The sequence below is a fragment of the Microtetraspora niveoalba genome, assembly GCF_001570405.1.
In the GTDB taxonomy this organism is placed as follows: domain Bacteria; phylum Actinomycetota; class Actinomycetes; order Streptosporangiales; family Streptosporangiaceae; genus Microtetraspora; species Microtetraspora niveoalba.
In genome coordinates, this window is the sequence record NZ_BBYM01000004.1 from 301,696 (window position 1) to 322,786 (window position 21,091).

18 protein-coding genes are annotated in these 21,091 nt (G+C 73.2%); 12 read left to right on the forward strand and 6 right to left on the reverse strand.

Annotated elements, in window-relative coordinates:
* Positions 1-86: 86 nt before the first annotated feature.
* The 8 genes from tenA to AWQ70_RS04415 all read left to right on the forward strand — a co-directional run bounded on the left by tenA (position 87) and on the right by AWQ70_RS04415 (position 8,481).
* A complete protein-coding gene (gene tenA, locus AWQ70_RS04380; RefSeq protein WP_067170552.1) occupies positions 87-752 on the forward strand; it encodes a thiaminase II in 666 nt (221 codons plus the stop codon).
* A gap of 63 nt (positions 753-815) precedes the next feature.
* Complete coding sequence (locus AWQ70_RS04385; RefSeq protein WP_067170555.1) at positions 816-2,363, forward strand: PucR family transcriptional regulator; 1,548 nt, start codon at positions 816-818, stop codon at positions 2,361-2,363.
* Between the two features lie 112 nt (positions 2,364-2,475).
* Positions 2,476-3,045 carry an EF-hand domain-containing protein gene (locus AWQ70_RS04390; RefSeq protein ID WP_169808616.1) on the forward strand — a complete coding sequence of 190 codons (570 nt, stop codon included), beginning with the start codon at positions 2,476-2,478 and terminating at the stop codon, positions 3,043-3,045.
* Complete coding sequence (locus AWQ70_RS04395) at positions 3,042-4,208, forward strand: aminotransferase class I/II-fold pyridoxal phosphate-dependent enzyme (RefSeq protein WP_218004407.1); 1,167 nt, start codon at positions 3,042-3,044, stop codon at positions 4,206-4,208. The genes AWQ70_RS04390 and AWQ70_RS04395 overlap by 4 nt, the downstream gene beginning before the upstream one ends.
* Positions 4,205-5,317 carry a cupin domain-containing protein gene (locus AWQ70_RS04400; protein WP_218004408.1) on the forward strand — a complete coding sequence of 371 codons (1,113 nt, stop codon included), beginning with the start codon at positions 4,205-4,207 and terminating at the stop codon, positions 5,315-5,317. The genes AWQ70_RS04395 and AWQ70_RS04400 overlap by 4 nt, the downstream gene beginning before the upstream one ends.
* A 3-nt stretch (positions 5,318-5,320) precedes the next feature.
* Positions 5,321-6,874, forward strand: coding sequence for a tRNA ligase subunit PheS family protein (locus tag AWQ70_RS39750; protein ID WP_067170559.1), 1,554 nt, complete (start codon positions 5,321-5,323; stop codon positions 6,872-6,874).
* The gene (locus AWQ70_RS04410; protein WP_067170562.1) at positions 6,871-7,284 is read left to right on the forward strand and encodes a nuclear transport factor 2 family protein; all 414 of its coding nucleotides are present in this window, start codon (positions 6,871-6,873) and stop codon (positions 7,282-7,284) included. Before AWQ70_RS39750 ends, AWQ70_RS04410 begins: the two co-directional genes overlap by 4 nt.
* Positions 7,285-7,431: 147 nt before the next feature.
* Positions 7,432-8,481 carry a YhaZ family DNA alkylation repair protein gene (locus AWQ70_RS04415; protein ID WP_084516505.1) on the forward strand — a complete coding sequence of 350 codons (1,050 nt, stop codon included), beginning with the start codon at positions 7,432-7,434 and terminating at the stop codon, positions 8,479-8,481.
* Between the two features lie 248 nt (positions 8,482-8,729).
* Here AWQ70_RS04415 and AWQ70_RS04420 read toward each other — a convergent pair whose 3' ends face one another.
* The 5 genes from AWQ70_RS04420 to AWQ70_RS04440 all read right to left on the reverse strand — a co-directional run bounded on the left by AWQ70_RS04420 (position 8,730) and on the right by AWQ70_RS04440 (position 15,609).
* Positions 8,730-9,731: an adenosine deaminase gene (locus AWQ70_RS04420; RefSeq protein ID WP_067170756.1), complete on the reverse strand. Its 1,002-nt coding sequence runs from the start codon at positions 9,729-9,731 to the stop codon at positions 8,730-8,732.
* Positions 9,732-9,744: 13 nt separating this feature from the next.
* On the reverse strand, positions 9,745-11,499 hold the full coding sequence (locus tag AWQ70_RS04425; protein ID WP_067170568.1) for an adenine deaminase C-terminal domain-containing protein: 1,755 nt from the start codon (positions 11,497-11,499) through the stop codon (positions 9,745-9,747).
* 79 nt (positions 11,500-11,578) lie between these two features.
* Positions 11,579-12,964: a purine-cytosine permease family protein gene (locus AWQ70_RS04430; RefSeq protein ID WP_067170572.1), complete on the reverse strand. Its 1,386-nt coding sequence runs from the start codon at positions 12,962-12,964 to the stop codon at positions 11,579-11,581.
* Positions 12,965-13,108: 144 nt separating this feature from the next.
* Positions 13,109-14,677, reverse strand: coding sequence for a DUF1349 domain-containing protein (locus AWQ70_RS04435; protein ID WP_067170575.1), 1,569 nt, complete (start codon positions 14,675-14,677; stop codon positions 13,109-13,111).
* The gene (locus AWQ70_RS04440) at positions 14,674-15,609 is read right to left on the reverse strand and encodes an ABC transporter ATP-binding protein (protein ID WP_067170578.1); all 936 of its coding nucleotides are present in this window, start codon (positions 15,607-15,609) and stop codon (positions 14,674-14,676) included. The genes AWQ70_RS04435 and AWQ70_RS04440 overlap by 4 nt, the downstream gene beginning before the upstream one ends.
* Positions 15,610-15,744: 135 nt before the next feature.
* On the opposite strand from AWQ70_RS04440, the gene AWQ70_RS37320 reads away from it, so the two are divergent.
* Both AWQ70_RS37320 and AWQ70_RS04450 read left to right on the forward strand, forming a co-directional pair.
* Complete coding sequence (locus AWQ70_RS37320) at positions 15,745-17,349, forward strand: sensor histidine kinase (protein ID WP_245646723.1); 1,605 nt, start codon at positions 15,745-15,747, stop codon at positions 17,347-17,349.
* Entirely contained in the window at positions 17,346-18,038 is a 693-nt protein-coding gene (locus tag AWQ70_RS04450) for a response regulator (protein WP_067170581.1), read from the forward strand. Before AWQ70_RS37320 ends, AWQ70_RS04450 begins: the two co-directional genes overlap by 4 nt.
* A 171-nt stretch (positions 18,039-18,209) precedes the next feature.
* On the opposite strand, the gene AWQ70_RS04455 is transcribed toward AWQ70_RS04450, so the two are convergent.
* The gene (locus AWQ70_RS04455) at positions 18,210-18,797 is read right to left on the reverse strand and encodes a hypothetical protein (protein WP_067170584.1); all 588 of its coding nucleotides are present in this window, start codon (positions 18,795-18,797) and stop codon (positions 18,210-18,212) included.
* 371 nt (positions 18,798-19,168) lie between these two features.
* Here AWQ70_RS04455 and AWQ70_RS04460 point away from each other — a divergent pair, with 371 nt between their 5' ends.
* Positions 19,169-20,218 (forward strand): TRM11 family SAM-dependent methyltransferase, encoded by a 1,050-nt coding sequence (locus AWQ70_RS04460; RefSeq protein WP_218004410.1) that lies wholly within the window; start codon positions 19,169-19,171, stop codon positions 20,216-20,218.
* Positions 20,219-20,457: 239 nt separating this feature from the next.
* Positions 20,458-20,901 (forward strand): phosphotransferase, encoded by a 444-nt coding sequence (locus AWQ70_RS04465; RefSeq protein ID WP_084516507.1) that lies wholly within the window; start codon positions 20,458-20,460, stop codon positions 20,899-20,901.
* Positions 20,902-21,091: the final 190 nt, after the last annotated feature.

Consider the following 21,091-nt stretch of genomic DNA (forward strand, 5'->3'; position numbering starts at 1 on the left):
CGCATCCCGGCCCGCCCGTCGACGGCCGGATCGGCCGGTCGGCGGCTCGACGGAGGGCGACGCGGCGGGCCGGATAGCATCGGCGGATGCGTGCCTTCCGCGACGAGCTGTGGCGGGCGATGGACGGGATCTACCACGAGATCCTGGCCCACCCGTTCCTCACCGGGCTGACCGACGGGTCCCTCCCCAAGGAGGTCTTCCGGCAATTCGTCCTCCAGGAGGCGCACTTCCTGCCCGACTACGCGCGTGCGCTGGCGGCCTGCGCCGTCAAGGCCCCCGACCCGGCGACCGTCCAGCGTTTCGCCGCCGACGCCGCCCGCACCGTCGAGGTCGAGCACAGCCTGCACGTGGAGCTGCTCAACGCGTTCGGCATCGGAGAGGCGGAGGCGCGCCGCCACCCCGCCCCGCCGACCGCGCTCGGCTACGGGTCGTACCTGCTGCGCGCCTGCCACCTCGGCACCTTCGCCGAGGCGCTCGGGGCGATCGTGCCCTGCTACTGGATCTACGCCCGGGTCGGCGAGACCCTGCTCCGCCGCTCCTCCCCCGACCCGCTGTACGCCTGGTGGATCCAGACGTACGGCGGCGAGGAGTACCAGGAGACCGTCGCGGGCGTGCTCGACCTGCTGGACGAGGTCGCGGCCGGCCTGACCGGCGACGAGCGCGGGCGGCTGCTCGCGAACGCCACCACCACCGCCCGGTACGAATGGATGTTCTGGGACGCCGCCTGGCGGCGGGAGGTCTGGCCCGTCTGAGCTGCCGATACTCTCGATAGGGCATTCGACGGGGCAATTCGGACGGCTACAGGATCGGGAGAGATGCGGCTGCGGGACCTGTGCCAGGTCGACCATCTGGGGTTGAAGGTCCTGACCGGCCACGACCTGCTGGACCGGCGGGTACGCGGCGTTGCCACGACCGACCTGCCCGACCCGGCCAGGTTCGTCAAACCGGGAGAGCTGGTCCTCACCGAGCTGACCTGGCACGACGGGGCCGCGTCTTCGCGCGCGTTCGTCTCGGCGCTCGTACGGGTGGGGGTGACCGCGCTCTGCTCGGGCACGGCGCTGAAGGTGCCGCCCGCCGACCTGATCGACGCCTGCGCCGAGGCCGGTCTGCCGCTGCTGTGCCTGTCGGTCGACGTGCCGTTCAGCTCGGTCACCGAGTACGTCCTGCGCCGCCTGATCGACGAGCTCGGCGCGGCGCCGCGCGGTCTCCAGGGCTCCAGGCGCAGGCTGGCGAGCGTGCTCGTGGACGGCGGCAGCCTGACCAAGCTGGTCACCGCCGTCGCCGGGGAGCTGGACGTGCCCTGCTGGGTGATGTCGGCCACCGGCCGGGTGATCGTGGGGTCGCAGCCGCTCGCGGCCGACGACCGCGCCCGGCTCGCGCACGCGTTCCTGTCGGCGCGGTTCCTGCCCGGCATCTCCGCCCGCGAGGACGGCTCGCTGCTCTCGGTCTTCCCGGTGAGCAAGGGCGCGCCGCACCGCATCGCCAACTGGTTCCTCGCGTACGCCGGGGAGCAGACGGGGGCCGGCGGCGAGCACGAGGACCTGATCGTGGAGCTGGCCGCCCTCGTGGCCCTGGAGCGGTCCCGCCTCGAGGCCGCGCAGCGGATCGAGCGGCGGGTGTTCGACCAGCTCCTCGACCTGCTCGGCTCGGGCGAGGCCAACCTGCCCGGCGTCGTCTCGCGGCTGCACACGCTGCACGTCGAGACCGAGCACGGGCTGCTCGCGGCGACGCTGCGGATCGAGGGCGTGGAGCGGGCGGACGAGGTGGGCGCCGCCGTGCTCGACGAGCTGCTGCGCCCGCTCGCGCCTGGCGTGGCCACGGCGCGCGAGGACGGGGAGGCGGTCGCGCTCGTCCCGCTCGCGGGGAACACCGCCGCCGAGATCGCCGAGCACGTGCTGCGCGGCGCGCGGGCGCTCGAGGCGGGGCTCGGCGACGCCAGGATCTCGCTCGGGCTGAGCAGCGTGACCACCGGTCCCGCCGGGCTGAGCAGCCTCATCGAGGAGGCGCGCAACGCGCGCAAGCTGGCCGCGCTGGGCCGGGACCGGGTCAGCGCGATGACCGCCGACGACGTCAGCTCGTACCGGTCGCTGCTCGCGGCCATCCCCGGCGACCTGCGCCGGTCGTTCCGCGCCCGCCTGCTCGGCCGCCTCGAGGAGTACGACGCGGCCAACCAGACGGATCTGGTCGAGACGCTGGAGACCTTCCTGGCGGAGTCGGGCTCCTGGGCGGCGACGGCCGACCGGCTGCACGTCCACGTCAACACGCTGCGCTATCGCCTGAAGCGCATCGAGGAGCTGACCGGGCGGTCGCTCAACTCCCTGGAGGAGCGGGTGGACTTCCTGCTCGCCCTCCGGATGCGCTGACCGGGCACCCGAGCGCCCCTCGCCGGGGACCCCCGCATAGACGGCATGATTCGAGACCGCAAGGCGTCACCCAATGTATCTTCCTGATTGCGTAAAGCGACGGGAGGTCACTGTGACGTACGAATCCACGCGGTCCGAGGGCTCCGAGGTGAGCGAGGGCGTGCTGGAGCGGCTCCGGTTCCGGTTCCGGATGCTCGACACCGACGGCAACGGCTACCTGGAGGGAGAGGACTTCGAACGGCTCGCCGCCGACGTGCTGGAGGCGATGGACGAGCCGGCGGGCTCCCAGAAGGGCCGGGCGGTCTTCGCCGGGCACCGGCGCTACTGGGAGGGCCTGCGCGACGCCCTCGACGTCGACGGCGACGGCCGGATCAGCCCGAGCGAGTACATCGCCCGGCTGGGCGCGCCGGTCGAGGCCAGGGAGACGGTCGCGGACTACGCGGAGTCCCTCGCCGCCCTGGCCGACCGGGACGGCGACGGCTTCATCGAGCTGGGTGACTTCCTCACCTGCATGACCGCTCTCGGGTTCCACCGGGCCAACTGCGTGACGCTGTTCACGCGGCTGGACGAGGCCGGCGACGGCCGCGTCCCGGTCGACGTGTGGGCCGCGACGATCGTGGACTACTACACGTCGGCGAGCACCGACATCCCCGTCCACGGCCTGACGGCGCCCGCCCGTTGACAGCCCGGCCTGCCGGTCCGTGGCCCGTCGCGTCCAGGACGCGGCGGGCCACGGCCGAGGGGGACGGGTGGCCCGCCCGGAGGGCGATCGGGGAGCTCCGCCCCTCGTTCCTGTTCGAGACCCGCCCCGAGGACGAGGGCCTGGTGAACCTCAGGGACAACGAGAACCCGTTCGCCGGCCCGCACCGCCGCTACCCCGACAACATGAACCGCCGGCTGGCCCGCCTGTACGCCGCCGCCCTGGACGTCCTCGAAGGCGCCGCCCCGGCAGACGGGGAGCGGCCGCCGCCCACCTGGCGCTGGGGTCCGGAGACGATCCTGCTCACCCGCGGCGCGGGCGACGCGCTCGACCTGCTGTTCCGCACCTTCTTCGAGCCGGGCGCGGACGCGGTGGCGCTCACGCCGCCGACCTTCGCCCTCTTCGACGAGCTGGCCGCGATCCACGGGATCGAGCGGATCCGGGTGCCGCTCGCAGGCGACGACCACGACCGGCTCGACGTTTCGGCGCTGGCCCGGTCGGGAGCCGCCGGGGTGATCCTGTGCGATCCGGGCAACCCGGTGGGGACGTCGCTGCGCCCCGGCGAGGTCGAGCGGCTGCTGGCGTCCTTCGACGGCCTCGTCGTGGTGGACGAGGCGTATGTCGAATACACCGGCCGCCCGTCCCACCGCCATCTCGTCCCCCGCCATCCGAACCTCGTCGTCGTCCGATCCATGTCCAAGGCGCTCGGACTGGCCGCGTTGCGGCTGGGCGCGGTGCTCGCGGAGCCGCGGGCGGTGTCCGCGCTGCGGCGCGCTTGCCTGCCCTTCGCCCTGCCGTCCCCGGTGACGGAGCAGGCGGCCGAGGCGCTGGCCGATCCGGCCGGGCTGCGCCGCGGCGTCGAGCTGTTCGTCGCGGAACGCGACCGGCTCGCGGCCGGGCTGCGCCGCTGTCCCGGCCTCGGCCCGGTCGGCTCGGCGGCGGGTTTCGTGACCGTGCGGACGCGGCGGCCGGCGACCGAGGTCGCCGCCCGGCTGCGCGCCGCGGGTCTGGCCGTCCTGCCCGACCCCATGGGGTGGAGCGGCCGCCTGCGCATCTCGGTCGGAGAACCGGCCGACAACGACCGGCTGCTCGCCGTCCTCTCCGAGGGCGGCGTCCACGTCAGCGAAAGGGAAGGATCGTCTTGACCACACTGGCGACGGCGGAGGCCGTCACGACCGTGACCACCGTGGCGCGCGCGCAGATCCGGCCGATCACCTCGGTCGTCGTGGACGGACGGGTCCACCGGCTCGGGCAGCAGCGCGACTTCCGGCGGCACCCGGCGCTGTCGGCGTTCCTGCCCGAGGCCGGACGGCCGTCCTTCGCGTGGGTACGGCTGCGCGACGGCGAGGAGCTGGCGGTCCACACCCACCCGACCAGCTCCATGATCCTCGTGTGCCGGGGGTCGGTGCGGCTGCTGGGCGACAACGAGCGGGCGCTCGCCGAAGGCGACGTGGTCTGCGTGCCCCCGGGGTGCCGCCACGGGTTCCGCACCGAGCCGGGCCAGGAGTTCCACGGCCTGTCGGTGCAGTTCGACGGCGCCGGCCTGTACGAGGACGAGCTCGCGCCCAGGGTGTCCTTCGGCGCCGCCGCCGCGGTGGAGGCGGCCACGGAGAGCCGCGGCGGTCAGGAGTCGCTCGCCGGGCTGGAGGCGCTCAACGGCGCACTGGCCGAGCGCCACACCGGCAACGCCCTGTTCGGGCTCCTGCGGAGCGGGCGGCTGCGGGAGGCCCCCCGGACGCGCGCGCGTTTCGTCGCGGCGCTGTACGTCTGGTCGCGCCACTTCCAGCGGATGCTGCTCGCCCGCCAGGCCGTGTGCGCCGACCCCGTCCTGCGGGAGGAGTACGAGGAGCACCTGCGGGACGAGTACGGCCACGACCGGCTCCTGCGCGACCGCTACGCCGTCACCGAGGAGGTCGACGACCCGGTGCTGGAGGCGGCCTGCACCTGGTTCGTCGCCCAGATGTACGGGCTGGACGAGGCGCAGAAGATCGTCCTGGTGCACATGGTCGTCGAGACCAGCGGCCACCTGTTCGGCGCGGCCGCCGCCGACGGCTTCGGCCGGGACGCCTCCGGGGAGGACTTCTTCACCCTGCACGCCACGGCGGACGACGAGCACCGGGAGATCGGACGCCACCGGCTGGCCACGCTGCCTCCCTCCGAGTTCCCCCGGCTGGCGGCGATCTGCCGGCGGGCCTGGGACCAGATGGACCTCGTCCACGAGCGCATCGCCGCCTGGGCCGTCGAAGGGCGCTGACCGGTGGCCGACCGTCCGGCCGCCGCCCGCGACCCGGTGGCGGCCCTGGCCGAGGAGATCGTGAGCCTGTTCGCCGGCGAGGGGTACCACGTCGCCGAGGGACCCGAGCTCGAGGCCGAATGGCTGAACTTCGACGCGCTGAACATGGCCGCCGACCATCCCAGCCGCTCCCCCGACGCCACCTTCTCCATCCGGGGCCTCGACGGCCCGTCGGGCCTGGTGCTCCGGGGGCACACCTCACCGGTCCAGGTGCGGGAGATGCTGCGCCGTACCGCTCCGCTCCGCGTGGTCACGGTCGGGCGGGTCTTCCGCCCCGACCCTCCGGACGCCACGCACAGCCCCGTGTTCCACCAGGCCGAGGTCCTGGCCGTCGCCGAGGGGCTGACCATGGACGACCTGCGCGCCGCGCTCGGGCGCCTGGCCGCCGCCATGTTCGGCCCCGACGCGCCGGTCCGGTCGCGCCCGCACTGGTTCGCCTACACCGACCCCTCCGCGGAGGCGGACGTACGCTGTCCGGCCTGCCGGGGCGGGGGATGCGGCCTGTGCGGGGACGGCTGGATCGAGTGGGCCGGCTGCGGCATGGTCCATCCCCGCGTGCTGGCCACGTGCGGAGTCGATCCGCGCCGCTTCACCGGCTTCGCCTTCGGCGTCGGGGTCGAGCGCACCCTGATGCTGCGGCACGGGCTCGGCGATCTGCGGGACGTCCTCGGGCACGACCGGCCTCCCCCGGTGGAGTTGCGGCGACGGGTCCCGAGCCGCCGCGTCCCCGGGCCGGTCTCACCGTTCGCGCGCCGCCAGGCCGCGGCGCACGCGCTCGTCGCCGCCGGCTGGACCGAGACCCTGACCTCGCCCTTCCTGGATCCGGCGGAATGGGACACGTTCGGCCTGCTCCGGGAGGACCCGCGCCGCACCCAGATCGGCGTCGCCAACCCTCTCGGCGGGCAGCCCTCCGCGCTGCGCACCTCGCTGCTCCCCGGCGTCCTCGCCGCCCTGCGGGCCCGTGCACGGTGGTCGTCCGGCGACCTGATGCTGTTCGAGCAGGGAGTGGTCTTCCTCCACCCGCCCGGGGGCCTGCGCCCGCCGCCGTCACCGTCCACCGGCGGGCCGCCCCGTCCGGAGGAGCTCGCGGCGCTGCTCTCGGCGATCCCGGCCCAGCCCCACCATCTCGCGGCGGCGCTGACCGGCGGTGACCTGCCGGCCGCCGTCGCCGCGGGCCAGGCGGTGGGACGGCAGTGGGGTGTCCGCCTCCGGCCCGACGCCGGAGACGCCGGAGACGCCGAAGACCACGAAGACCGCGGAGGCGACGGGCAGGCGGACGCCGGGCCCTCCTGGCCCTGGCACGGCGGGCGCTGGGCCCGCCTGGTCGCGGGCGGGACACCGATCGGCGAGGCCGGCGAGCTCGACCCCGCCGTCCTGCGGCGCCTGCGCCTGCCCGCCGGGGTCGCCGCGCTGACCCTCGACCTCGACGCGCTCGACCTCGCAGCACCGTACAGCCGCGCAGAACCTTACAGCCGTGCAGAACCGTACAGCTCGGAAGAAAGGACCGAACCGGCATGACGCCGAACGAGCTCGCTGAAACCTACCTCGACGGCCTGGCGCGCGGGGACCTGCCCGCCGTCCTGGCCCTGTTCCGCCCCGGCGCGATCGTGCACTCGCCCCTGTACGGGCCCATCCCCGCCACCGAGTTCTATCCCGCGCTGTTCGCGGACACCGGCCGGGCGAAGCTCAACCTCCTCGGCGTGGCCGACGGCACGAAGACGAGCGGCGGCCGGCTCGTCACCGTCTGGTTCCAGTTCGACTGGACGCTGCCGTCGGGACAGCCCGCCGACTTCGAATGCGTGGACGTCCTGGAGCTGGCCGACGACGGCCGCGTCGAGGCGCTGCACATCGTCTACGACACCGTCACCGCGCGCCCCGCGTACGAGGCGGAGAAGGGCGAGGGCAGCTCCTGGCGTCCGTCGGCCTAGTAGTGCTCGACGTCCTCGCGGACGGCGTCCCGGCGCACGGTGCGGGTCAGGGGGCGGGTCACGGGGTCGGAGCCGGAGGTCGCCGACGGGCAGGGAATGTCGGTGCCGTCTGGCAAGGTACGGCCCGTGGCCCAACCATTGAAAGCGATGATCAACGCGGAATCCGTGGCAGCGCTCGCCGACGGCCTGGCGAGGTCCTGGTCGCCCTTCCCGCGCGTTCCCTTCGTGTCGGCGGCGACCGCGGGGCTCGGCGAGCTGGAGCTCAAGGACCGTGTCCGCCATGTCTCGTCGGCGTTGCACGAGGCACTGGCACTGCCGTTCCCCCGGGCGGCCGAGATTCTGCGCGAGTCGGTGCACCGGGTCCGGCTCGACCTGTGGAGCGGCTGGCCCGCCACCGACTACGTGGCCGGGCACGGGCTCGACCATCTCGACGAGGCGATGGCCACGCTCGCCGCGCTGACGCCCTATTCGACCGCCGAGTTCGCGGTCCGGCCCTACCTGGACCGCCATCGGGACGACGCCTTGAAGATCATGTACGGCTGGGCCGAGTCCGCCGACGAGCACCTGCGACGGCTCGCCTCCGAGGGGTCGCGCCCCCGGCTTCCCTGGGGCTCACGCGTGCGGTGGCTGATGGAGCCGGGGCCGACGCTGCCGATCCTCGACCTGCTGCGCGAGGATCCCAGCGAGTACGTGCGCCGCTCGGTGGCCAACCACGTCAACGACCTCTCCAAGGACCATCCCGACGCCGCGCTCGGGCTGCTCGGCCGCTGGCGCGCCGAAGGCGGCTCGCACGTCGAGAAGGTGCTGCGCCACGCGGTGCGCGGTCTGCTGCGCGCCGGCCACCCGGGCGCGCTGCACCTGGTGGGAGCCACTCCGGGCAGCGGATCCGTCGACGCGCTCGTCCTGGAGTCGGAGCAGGTGGCCGTGGGCGGGCTGCTGCGGTTCACCGTCACCCTCGCCGCCCGGTCCCCGGGCCCGCTCGTCCTCAAATACGCGGTACGCCGCGACGGCTCCCGGCGGATCTTCCATCTCGGCGAGCGTACGGCGACCGACTCCGGGCAGACGTTCACGATGACGAGATCCCACTCGTTCCGGCCGGTCACGACCAGGAGCGAGCCTCCCGGACCGCGGCTCCTGGAGATCGTCGTCAACGGCGTCGTCCGGGCGAGCGTCCCCTTCACCCTGATCGAGAGCTGATCGGGACCTGACCGCGCCGGACACGGCGGCCGGCCGGCTCGACGCGCGGGGAAGAGCCGAGAGCGTCGCCCCCGGGGTCCGGCAGGAGGGCACCCGGTCGGTCTTCTCGCCGGCCGCGGTCGGTCCGGCGAGAAGACCCGGGGAGAGCGGAGCGTCTCTCAGCGCCGCGTCCCGGCGCCGCTCTCTGCGCCGTCTCTCTGCGCCGTCTCTCTGCGCCGTCTCTCTGCGCCGTCTCTCAGTGTCGTTTCTCAGGAGGCGGCGTAGGCGTCCAGCTCGGCCAGGTACGCGTCCTTCACCTGACGGGGCAGCCAGGTGATCTCGAAGGCGTTGCGCTGCAGCCGGACCAGCTCCTCGCGGGACAGCTCCAGCGCCTGCTGCACCGCCTCCACGTTCTCCTGCACATACCCGGCGAAGTACGCCGGATCGTCGGAGTTGATCGTGACGCGCAGGCCGAGGTCGAGCATCCGGCGGATGGCGTCCGCCTTCATCGAGTCCGTGACGTACCCGTTGGAGATCGGGCACACGGTCAGGCCGAGGCCGCGCTCTTTGATGGCCTCGACGAGCTTCGGGTCCTCCAGGGAGTTGACGCCGTGGTCGATCCGGTTGACGCCGATCTCCTCGACGCACTGGCGGATGTGCTCGGTGGAGTTCTCCTGGTCCACGTCGCAGTGCATGGTCAGCAGGTAGCCCTCCTCCCGGGCCCGGGCGAACACGGCGGCGAACTTGGCCGGCGGGTTGCCCTTCTCGTCGGAGTCCAGGCCGACGCCCGCGATCCACTCCCGGTACGGCAGCGACTCCAGCAGGGTCGCCATCGCGTACTCGGCCTGGAAGTCGCGCAGGAAGCACATGATGAGCTGGGCGCGGACACCGAGCTGGTTCTCGGCGTCGATCAGCGCCCGGCGCAGGCCGCGGATCACGACGTCGAACGGCACGCCGCGCGACGTGTGCGCCTGCGGGTCGAAGAAGATCTCCGCGTACCGCACGTTCTGCGCGGCGGCCTTGCGCAGGTAGGCCATCGCGAGGTCGTAGAAGTCCGGCTCGGCGCGCAGCACGTTCATGCCCTCGTAGTACACCGTGAGGAACGACGGCAGGTCGTCGAAGTCGTACGCGGCGCGCATCTCCTCGACCGTGGCGTACGGGAGGTCCAGACCGTTCCGCTTCGCCAGCTCGAACTTCAGCTCGGGCTCGAGCGTGCCCTCGATGTGCAGGTGCAGCTCGCACTTGGGCAGTCCGGCGATGAAGTCCTTCATGGACTCGGGCATGTCAGGCCTCCGAGATGATCGGGTCGATGACGTCCAGGGCCACGCAGTCGACCAGACCGAGGTCGGTGATCGCGTAGTCGGGGATCGCGGTGATCGAGAGGAAGAACAGGTACATCAGCGGCGCGGGGAGCCCGCAGCCCAGTTCGCGGGCCAGGTCGTCGAGCCGGGTCTCGGCGGCGGCCATCTCGGCCGCGGGCAGGTCGGAGACGATGCCGCCGACCGGCAGCGGCAGCAGCGCGGCGACCTCGCCGTCCACGACGACCGCCTGGCCGCCGCCCGCCGCGACGACCGCGTTGATCGCGACGGCCATGTCGGCGCGCGAGGCGCCCACGCAGATGATGTTGTTGTCGTCCGGGGCGGCGCTGGTGGCGATCGCGCCCTTGCGCAGGCCCATGCCGCTGACCATGGCGACGGGCATGTTGCCGGTCTTGCCGTACCGCTCGACCACGGTGACCAGGAGGGCGTCGTCGGCCACGGAGGGCTCGACCAGGCCGCCGGTGACGGGCAGCGTCACGTCGCGGCGCCTGCGCACGAACACCTGCTCCGGCGTCATGTTCATGGTCAGCACGGTCACCCGCGAGGCGCCCTCGGGCGCGCGCAGCGCCAGGTCGTCGGCGGTGACCTCGCGGACGGGCAGCGGCCGTACCTCGCCGCGCTCCGGCGCGGCGGTCGGGGTGATCATGGCGCCGTCGCGGGCGACCAGGGCGCCCCCGGCCACGACCTCGCGGACGCGGAAGTCCTGAAGCGAGTCCACGATCAGCACGTCCGCGAAGCGGCCCGGCGCGATGCTGCCGACCAGGTGGTCGATCCGGTACATCTCCGCGCAGTTGATCGTGGCCATCTGGATGGCGGTCACCGGGTCGACGCCCGCCTTCACGGCCATCCGGACCAGCTTGTCCATGTGCCCGCCCGCCAGCACGTCGGCCGCGTGGACGTCGTCGGTGCAGAACGCCACCCGCCGCGCGCCGACCTTGGCGACGACCTGGATGTTCTCCTCCAGGAAGTGCGCCACCGACGACTCGCGGACGATCCCGTACATGCCGAGGCGGAGCTTCTCCAGCATCTCCTCGTGCGAGTACGACTCGTGGTCCAGCCGCAGCCCGGCGGCGGCCAGGCCGCCGATGCGGCGGGCGTCGGACAACGGCGCGCAGCCGAAGACCGGCAGCCGGTGCCGCTCGGCCAGGTCGAGCGCCTCCATCACGGCGGGGTCGCCGTGCTCCACCATCTCCTGGACGGTCTCCCACACGCCGACGCACTCGGGCCACGTGTGCGCCTCGGCGTGCTGCTCCGGCCCGAAGGTGTGGCCCACCGTGGACTCCGGCACCGTGTACGGCGCCTTCGCCGGGGCGCCCCACCAGATCCGCATGCCGGTGCGCTTGGACTCGTCCAGGAAGCGCCGCACACCCGGCAGGCCGTCGACGACGAGGATCTGGTCGAGGCCGGAGACGACGCTCGTCGTGCCGAGCGGCACCACCAGGTCGGCGAAGCTGGTGACCGAGAGCTTGCTGCACTCGATGTGCAGGTGGCCGTCGATCAGACCGGGCACGAGGTAGCCGCCGCGGGCGTCGATGATCTCGGTGTCGGGGCCGCGCAGCGCCTCCGGCAGGTCCCCCACCGCCGCGATCCGCGTGCCGCTGATCGCGACGTCGGCGGGGTAGGTCTCGCCGGTCAGCACGTTGACGAGCGTGCCGCCGGTGATGACGCGGTCGGCGGGGCGCCGCCCGTAGGCGACGTCGAGCAGGAGGCGGTCGGGCATGAGGTGTGCGTGCCTTTCTCGTGTCTCTGGTGTCGATCTCTGAGGGGACTCGTGCGCCCCGGGGCTCAGGTCGTGGGGCTCAGGTCGCGGCCTCCGCGGGCACCGCGGCGGGCCGGCGGGCGGTGCCGCGCTCCAGCACCAGGTAGACGACGCCCGCCACGATGACCCCGGCGAAGACGCTGAAGTCCGTGCCGCCGGTCGCCTGCGAGATCGGGCCGACGAACGCGGTCGAGTTGATCCACAGTGCGGCGGCGGCCATGCCCGCGACCTGGGCGACGATGCCCGGCCAGCGAACGCCTCCGGCGCCCCAGTACGGGCTCGCCGGGGTCTCGTCGAACAGCGCCGGACCGTCGTAGCGTCCCCGGCGGCGCAGCCAGTCGGAGAGGTAGACGCCCGCCCACGGGGCCAGCCAGATGATCAGCAGGTTGAGGAACGCGTTGAGCAGCTCGTTGAACGAGTTGGACATCACGGCCACGTACGTGATCGCCACGCAGATCACCAGGTCGGCGACGACGGCCACCCAGCGCTTCACGTTGATCCCGGCGGCCTGCAGGTTCAGCCCGGACGAGTACAGGTCGGTGGTGTTCACCGCGAACAGCGTCACCATCGCCAGCACCAGGTACGGCACGGTGAACCAGCCGGGCAGCGCGCCCGGCAGACCGGAGATCGGGTCGCCCGCGTCCTTCACCACCGTGCCCACCGCCGCGCCGAGCGTCATCAGCAGCACGTACGGCACGAAGCCGCCGAGCGCGGCGGAGAGGAACACCGCCCGCCGGCTCGCGTTCGCCGGGAGGTAGCGCGAGTAGTCGCTGCCCAGCGGGGCCCAGGAGAGCCCGCCGCAGGACATCACCAGCGCCACGGCGATCGTGAAGGTGGCGAAGTCGGCGCCGCCGCCGGCCGCCACGTCGACCTTGGGCCCGACCAGCACCGCCATGATCGCGAACATGGCGACGAACACCCAGGTGAAGTACTTCTGGGCCTTCATGACGGCGGCGTGGCCGACCAGCGGCAGCACGAGCTGGATCAGCGCGGCGACCACGATGACCGCCACCTTGAGCCCGGTGCCCTGGTCGTGGACGCCCGCCTTGTCCAGCAGCGCGAGCGCGGCGAAGGTGATCAGCACCATGCCGCCGGCCTCGAACCCGACCATGTTGATCCAGCCGAACAGGCCCAGCGCCCGCGCGCCCCGGGGACCGTACGCGGCGCGGGACACGGCCATGGTGGACGTGCCCACCGCGGGGCCCTGGAGGCTGGTCAGGCCGACCAGCGGGAAGGCCAGCAGGTTGCCGATGACGATCGCCGCCACCGCCTGCGGGAAGCTCAGACCGAGCGACACGACGACCGTGCCGTAGACCAGGGTGAAGATGCCGAGCGTGGTCCCCGACCACAGGAAGAGCAGGTCGCGGGGCCTGCCGTACCTCTCCTGCGGCGAAACCAGCTCGATGCCGCGTTGCTCGACGGCCACCGGCCCCCCTCTTTACCTTGGGTGACGACATTTGGTGCGGTTCCAGGAAACCAGCGAAGACCGGACCCGGCCATTGGCGAACGCCACGAGCCGCCCCGTTCCTTCCTGTAGCCGTCTCCAAGCGGGAGCGCCCCGAGGGCGGGCTCAGACGTCCCTGCGCCCGAACCGTACGGCGGCCAGGGCGAGAGCCACGCCGGCGTAGCCGCACAGGACCGCGAACCCGGCCCACGGCGGCAGCGGGAGATACCCGGTGGACGGGGCGTAGTGGCCGAGCACGTGCGCGTACTCCGGGACGCTCTGCTGGATCGCGAACCCGGCGGCCGGCGTCAGGCGCAACAACCAGCGCGCCGCCTCGTCGGGCAGCACCGAGACCGTCGCGAGCACGTACGGGACGACGATCAGCGCGACCGCGGCGGCGATCGCCGCGACGCCCCGCCGGAGCAGCGCGCCGAGAGCGAGGGCGAGGACGGCGACGACCGCGAACAGCGCGGCCGTCCCGACGATGACACGCAGTTCGGTGAGCGAGGACACCCGGAGCACGGGGCCGCCCTCGGCGAGCAGCCTCGTACCGATCGGGAGTGCGACGGCCGCGGCGGCCAGCCCGGTCGCGAAGGCGACCGCGCCGATCACGAGGGCCTTCGCCACCGGCACCCGCCCGCGCCGCGGGCTCGCCGTCAGCGTGGTGTGGATCAGGCCGCGCCGGTACTCGGCGGTGACGAACATCGCCGCCACCGCGATCACCGCGATCAGTGCCACCGTCGCTCCGGTCAACGCGCGCTCGACGACCTGCCCCTCGGTGGACGGCGCGATGTCGCCGGACCCGGTCACGGTCAAGGTGCCGCCGGACTCGACCAGCCCGGCCGGCCGGTGGTGACGCTCCCAGTCCGTCATCCCGTCCTCGGCTCCCACCTCCTCGCTGCTCCACGCGCCGCCGCCGGTCGTGCCGCGTACGCCGACGTTGTCGAAGACGGCGGTCGCCTGGGTGAAGCGGACCTGCTCCCCGCTCCCCCCGATCTCCCCCGGCGTCACCGTCAGGTCGCCGGGCGAGGTGACGAAGAGCCCGATCCGCACCGTGTCCGGCAGCCCGGCCAGGCGGGCCGTACCGACCTCGGTCCAGCGCGTGCCGTCGGCCGACTCGTAGCCGGTGATCGTGTCGCCGGAGCGGTCGAGGCGCAGCCAGCGCGGCGACGCCGCCGAGACGCCGCCGGGACGACCGGGGACGTCCTCGGTGAAATCGTGCTGCATCCGCACCCCGTGGGCGCCGGTGAGCATCACGGCCGCGTACGCCGAACCCGGCCGGGTGCCGTCCTTGACGATGATCCCCGCCTTGGCCCAGGGCACGAGCCCGGGGACGATGGTGTCGTGGTTCGGCGGCGGATAGGTGATGACGCCGCTCATCGAGGTCACGCGGACCGTGATGCCGCCGTCGCCGGTCAGCGTCCGATGGACGAAGGAGAACCTGTCCTTCACCGCCTGGCCGCCCGGCCCGACGGGGTCGGCGGGGCAGGCGGTCTCGACTTCGCCCATGCCGCACGACGAGTGGCCGCCCACCGCGGGGAGCAGCCCGACCAGCACGGTGACCAGCGCCGCCGCCGTCATGCCGGCCACCCAGCCGCGGACCGTGCGGAACTTCGTCCACTCCGCGCGCAGCAGCCGCAGGAAGCCGTCCCGCCCGCGCGGCCGGACCGAGCGGTACGGCGTCGCGGCGGTCATCGGGCCGACTCCTCGCCGCCGGCGACCGGCTCGAAGCCGACCGCGTCCCGGGTGAGGTCCATGTAGGCCTCCTCCAGCGTCGCGCGGTGGGCCGCCACCTCGGAGAACGGCACCCCCTCCGCGTCGAGGAGCGCCACGACGCGCTCGGGCGCCAGGCCCGCGACCGTGAGCGTCTCGCGGCCGGTGACCGCGACCGCCGCGCCCGCGCCCGCGAGCGCCGTCATCGCCTCCGGCCGCGCCGTCGTACGCAGCGCGACCCGGCCGCGGGACGCGTCCGCGACCAGCTCGGCCACGCCGGTGTCCGCGACCACCCGCCCCCTCCAGGCCACCACGAGATGGCCCGCCACACCCTGAAGCTCGCTCATCAGAGGAGTGGACACGAGTACGGCCCGCCCTTCCTCCGCCAGGGACCGCAGGAGGCCGCGGAGCCAGTCCACGCCTTCGGGATCGAGGCCGTCGAAGGGCTCGTCGAGCATGAGCACCGGCGGGTCGCCGATCAGCGCCGCCGCGATCCCGAGCCGCACGCGCACGCCCGGCGAGTAGCCGCCCGCCCTCCGGCGGGCCGCGTCCCCCAGACCGACCCGTTCGATCAGCTCGTCGACCCGCCTCGCGCCCAGGCCGTGCGAGCGGGCCAGCCACAGCAGGTGGTTCCGGCCGGACCTGTTCGGATGCAGGGCGTCGGCGTCCAGCAGCGCCCCGACCTGGCACAGCGGGTCCCGCAGGCTCCTGTACGGCCGCCCGCCGACCAGCGCGGTGCCCTCGTCGGCCGTGTCGAGGCCGAGGACCACCCGCATGGCGGTGGACTTCCCCGCGCCGTCCGGGCCGACGAGACCCGTGACCAGGCCCGGCCGTGCGGTGAAGGTCATCCCGTCCAGTGCCGTGGTCCGGCCGAACCGCTTGCGTAATCCGGTTACTTCGATGGTCGCTTCCACGCCGGGCAGACTAGGCAGCGGCCGCGGTCACCGTCGTCACGAACCCGAGCCATCTTCGCCGTCACCCACACAAGGGACGTCCTATCCCTCACGTGAGGGATGCCGGAACGCCGCACGGCCGCGACAATGACCGTCGTGAACGCAGCGGACGCCCGGCGCGGCGGATGGACCGCGAGATGGCGGAAGGTTCCGGCGGCTCCCCGTGTGCCGGTCGCGGCCGCCGCACTGCTCGCGCTGGTCGCACCGATCGAGGCGGTCACGCGTGCCCGCCGGTCGCACACGTTCGACCAGGCGGTCGGCGTGCCGGTGGGGCTCGGGCACGGCGCGGGCGCGCCGCCCGTGCCCGGCCCCGACAGCGCGCGGTACCTGATGGTGCTCGCCCTGCTCGGCCTGGCGACGACGCTGCCGCTCGTCCTGCTGTGGGCGCAGCCCGCCGTGTCCGCCGTGCTCGTCTCCGCGTCGGCCGTGCTGTCGCTCACGGCCTTCCAGACGCTGACGGTGGCCGGCGCCGCCGCCCAGCTCGTCGCCGGATACCGGCTCGGGCGGGACGGTTCGCGGCCGCCGGCCGTACTCCTCGCCCTGCTCCTCGCCGCGCCGTACCCGGTGCTGGCGCTGGCCGGCGTGGGAGAGAGCGGGACCCGCGTGCTCATCCTCCTGCTCGCCTCACTTGCGCCGGCGGCGGCGCTGGCCGGGGTGGCGCGGCGGGCGCGCCGCGAGGCCATGGAGAGCAGGGCCGTCCGGCAGGTCGCCGCCGACAGCCTCCTGGAGCACGTGGCGCGCGGCGAACGTGCCCGCATCGCACGGGAGCTGCACGACGTCGTCGCCCACCACATCTCCATGATCGCCGTACAGGCGGAGACCGCACGGCTGGCCACCCCCGGGATGCCTGCGGCGGGTGCGGAGCGGCTGTTGGCGATCGGCGACACCGCCCGGGCGGCGCTGACCGAGATGCGGCGGCTCCTCGGCGTGCTGCGCGAGGACGCGGAGCCGGCGACGGAGACTCCGGCGCGGTCGTCGGCGCCCTCGGCCCGGACCTCGGCGGAGCCCGCCGCACAGCCCTCGCCGGAACCCGCGGCGAAGTCCGCGGCACAGTTCGCCGCTCAGCCCTCGCAGGAGTTCGTGACGCGGTCGTCGACGGAGTCCCCGGCGGAGACCGGGGCGGAGTCTTCCGTGGTGCCGTCGGCGGTGTCCTCGGCGGTGTCCTCGGCGCTGTCCTCGGCGCTGTCCTCGACGGCGTCTTCGACGGCGTCTTCGATGGCTTTTCCGGCGGGGACGAAAGCGGAGGAACAGGCGAAAACGTCTGGCCGGGAGGGAGGGAAGGCGCCCCGGAGGCCCCAGCCGGGCCTGCGCCTGTGGGAGATCAACGAGCTGCTCGACGAGTCCCGGGACGCCTCCGGGACGGGGACCCGCCTCATCCTCCGCGGCACTCCGCTCGTGCTCGACCCCGGCGTGGAGCTGGCGGCCTACCGCATCATCCAGGAGGCGCTCACCAACGCCCGGCGACACGCGCCCGGCGCCGCGGTGGACGTGGAGCTGCACTACGCCGGCGACTCCCTCCGGCTGCTCGTCCGCGACAACGGCCCCGGGTCCCCGGTCGCGCCACCTCGCGGCGGTCACGGACTGGCCGGGATGCGCGAACGCGCGGCGGCCGTGGGCGGCGAGCTGCGCGCCGGACCCGCCGCGGGCGGCGGCTTCCTCGTCGAGGCGCGCCTGCCCGGCGCGAACGAGGCCTCCGCATGACGGCCCCGTCCCCCGCGGTCAGGATCGTCGTCGCCGACGACCACCTGGTGGTCCGCACCGGCTTCGCGGAGCTGCTCGGCACCCAGCCGGACTTCGCCGTCGTGGGGGTCGCCGCCGACGGCCGGGAGGCGGTACGGCTCTGCCGCGAACTGTCGCCCGACGTCGTCCTCATGGACGTCCGTATGCCGGGCATGGACGGCATCGAGGCCACCCGCCTCCTCGCCGGCTCGGCGGCCGGTGGACCGCGCGTGCTCATCCTGACGACCTTCGACCTGGACGAGTACGTCTACGACGCGCTGCGCGCCGGAGCCAGCGGGTTCCTGCTCAAGGACGTCACCGCCGAGTGGCTCTTCGACGCCGTACGCGTCATCGCCGCCGGTGAGGCGCTGCTCGCCCCGGCGGTCACCCGCCGTCTCATCGACGAGTTCGCCCGGCTGCGCCCCACACCCGACGCCGCCTCCACGGCCGCGCTCGCCGCGCTCACCCCCCGCGAGACCCAGGTCCTGCGACTGATCGCCGAGGGCCTGTCCAATCCGGAGATCGCGGCCAGGTTGACGGTCACCGAGGAGACCGTCAAGACGCACGTGAGCCGCGTGCTCAACAAGCTCGCCCTCCGCGACAGGACCCAGGCGGTCGTCGCCGCGTACGAGTCGGGCCTGGTCGTCCCCCGCTCCCACCGGCCGGGATGACGTACGGCCCGGCCGTCGCCCACGATGACGTGTCGTCACGGCCGCCCGCCTGAGAGACGACGCCCACGCGAGCAGAGGTACGGCCCGGCGGTCACCCACGATGAAGTGTCGTCACGGCCAGCCCCTTGGGAGACGACGCGCACGCGAGCGGGGGCCGGGCGATGCCCTCGATCAGGGCCGGGGAGGGGGTCCCTGTCCCGGGCAGGGGGCGCCCACGCCGATGGTCACCTCCTGGACAGGACCGCCGTCGACCCGGACCCGCACCGGCAGGCACCCGGTGTCGCGGACCAGGTATCCGCCCGCGAAGACGGCCCACTCGTCCTTCGCCTCGCACCGGCCCACCACCACGCGCGCCCCTGGCTTCCCCGGGAGACCCCAAATCATCCAGGCCCGGCCGGTCAGATTCTCCGGCACGGTCAACTCGACATGGTGCCCGCGCCGTACGAGAAGCCCCTGCTTGGCGAACGACCCCCTGCTTCCGTCCGGCAGCTCCGCCGTAGCCGCCTGCAGGGCCTCGGTCCGGACAACGTTCGTCGGAAGGGCCACGGCGCCGCCGATGATCTCGAAGCCATCGGGCGGAGCGGGTTCCCCGCTGATCGCGTCGGCGCACCGTACGCTCCCCGACGGAGCGGGGGAAGGCGAAGTCGGGGTCTCGCTCCTCGACGGCGGAGCAGCGGTGGTCGGCCGTGGCGGATCAGCGGTGGCGCACGCGGCGCTCACGCCGGCCACGAGGATGATCACGGCGGTGAGGGTTCGCATGCGCCCATCTTCCTTGCCGTACCCGCCTGCGCAGGCGGGATTTCGCGCCTTTCGTCCGCGCCGCACAGCCGGTGTCATCGCGCTGCCTCTCCCGATAACGGCTTGAGTTCGGGACCGCGGCACCCCTACGATCAGTGACCATGAACTTCGCGTTCTCCTTCCACCTCCGCTAGCCGCCGTCGGCGAAGCGAGGACAGACCCGTCGCCGACGAGGCGGGGCGGCGCAGCGCCGTCCCGGGCTGACGTGGAAGAAGAACGATCACTATGCGTGTTCACGCGATCTTTTTCACCGCTCCGCGTCCCAGCGCCGCCGCCGTCTCGTGACGGCGGCGCGCCTGGTGGCGCGGTGTGTTCACGGGCTGGAGCCGACCGTGGCCGCGGAAATCCTTCAGCTCGGCCTCGGCCTGATCACCCAGATCGGGCATCGCGAGGTCCATTTCCGTACCCACCGCTCCGCGTCGGGGGCCGTCGCCCTTCGCACCGCGGACGACGTGTTCCTCCTGGCCTCCCAGTGCGCCGACATCGGCGTCGCCAAGCAGGGCGCCTCCACCCTCGGACGCCTCGCCGACCTCGCCGACCTCGACTCACTGCTACGGCGAGTCCGGGGCGGACCGGTCCCCCTCACCGGTGTCGAGGTGTCGGCGTCGTTCTTGGGAAGGCGCAACTTCAACCGCTACGACGTCGAGGACACTGTCGGACACGCATTGGCCCGGCGGCTGGCGGTCCGGTACCACTCACGCCGGGCGGGCGAGGGGCCTCCACGGAACTGCACGGGATGGCGGGTGACCCTCGACGGCGAGCACGCCACCCTGATGCTGCGGATCGCCGACCGGCCACTCCACCGGCGTGACTACAGACAACGATCCGTCCCGGGAAGCCTGCACCCTCCGCTGGCCGCCGCCATGGCGCGAATGGCCGACATCCGCCCCGGTCACACCGTTGTCGATCCCTCCTGCGGAGCGGGCACACTGCTGGCCGAGGCCGCGAGGCAGCAGCCGCGGGCCCGCCTGTACGGCTTCGACCTGGACGTGAGCGCCCTGCGCGCGTCCGAGGAGAACGCGGCCGGGCTGCCCGTCGGCTTCGTGCGGGCCGACGCCGGGCACCTGCCGCTGCCGGACGGCAGCATCGACCGGATACTGAACAATCCGCCCTGGGGCGGGCAGGTCTCCCCCGGCGGCCTGCTTGCCGCGTCCACCTCGTTCTGGTGGGCGGAGCTACGTCGCGTCCTCGCGCCCGGCGCGACAGCGACGGTCCTGCTCCCCGGCCTCGAGGACCTGCCCACCGGAATCCGTCACGGACTCGTCCCCATACACCTGCAACGTGTCCGTATCTCCGGCGCGCAGTCGTTCCTCGTCCACTTGGCCGCCCCCGGAAAACAGGAGCGTCGCAAACCCCGAGGGAGGTACGACACGCCCATGTGACGAGCATGCTCACGGGCGCGCTCATGGAGGTGTGGGGGTTCGGGGCATGCGCACCTCGGGACTACCCCTCTGGGCTTGATTGGGCTTGGCGGACATCCGAGACCAGGGGACGCCCCGGAAGGATGCCGATCAAGCGGAGCAACCCACTGGGAACGTGGTCGCGGGCATGAGGCCCGGGAGATGTGACCTGAGGAAGGGCGGTATGCCCCGGCCCCCGTACCGCTCTCCCGCTCGGACACATGGACGGACGATGTCGAGCAGTGCCACGACCGTCACCTCCCTCGCGTTTCGGGGGTGGCGCCAAGGCTGAGGATCAGGCTGCTCCGCGAACGATCTCGACCCACGCCGACATCAGCCTGGACCACCTCCTCGTGGCCGGTACGGATGTCACCGGCCTGATCGACTTCGGCGACACCACGATCGGCGACCCTGACTACGACCTGTGCTACCTGTGGTCCGAGACGGGGCCCGGGTTCATCCGGCGGCTCCAGGAGTTGCGCGGGGTCCCGTTCAGCGACCGCCTTGAGCGCAAGCTCCGCTTCTGGGAACTCGCGGACGTGACCGAGGACGTCCTGCACGGCATCGAACACGGTCTTGCCGAGTTCCGCGACCACAGCCTCGCCCTGCTCCGCGACCTCCTGTCGGAGAGGACGCCGTCCAGGCGACCGCAGACCGCACCCTGAACCGGTGCCACGATCGGTCGGGCACATCGGGGGTGGCCGTCGAGGGGGTCGGCCGGCGCGTAGTGGCGTGGTCCATCGTGTGGGCACTGGCCGGTCGGGCGGGTTCATGGGGTCGTTGCGGCATGGCTGCTTTGCTGCCGGTGGCTGGGAGCTTGGCGAGACGCTCGACTGCGGCCCTTTCCTCTCTCAT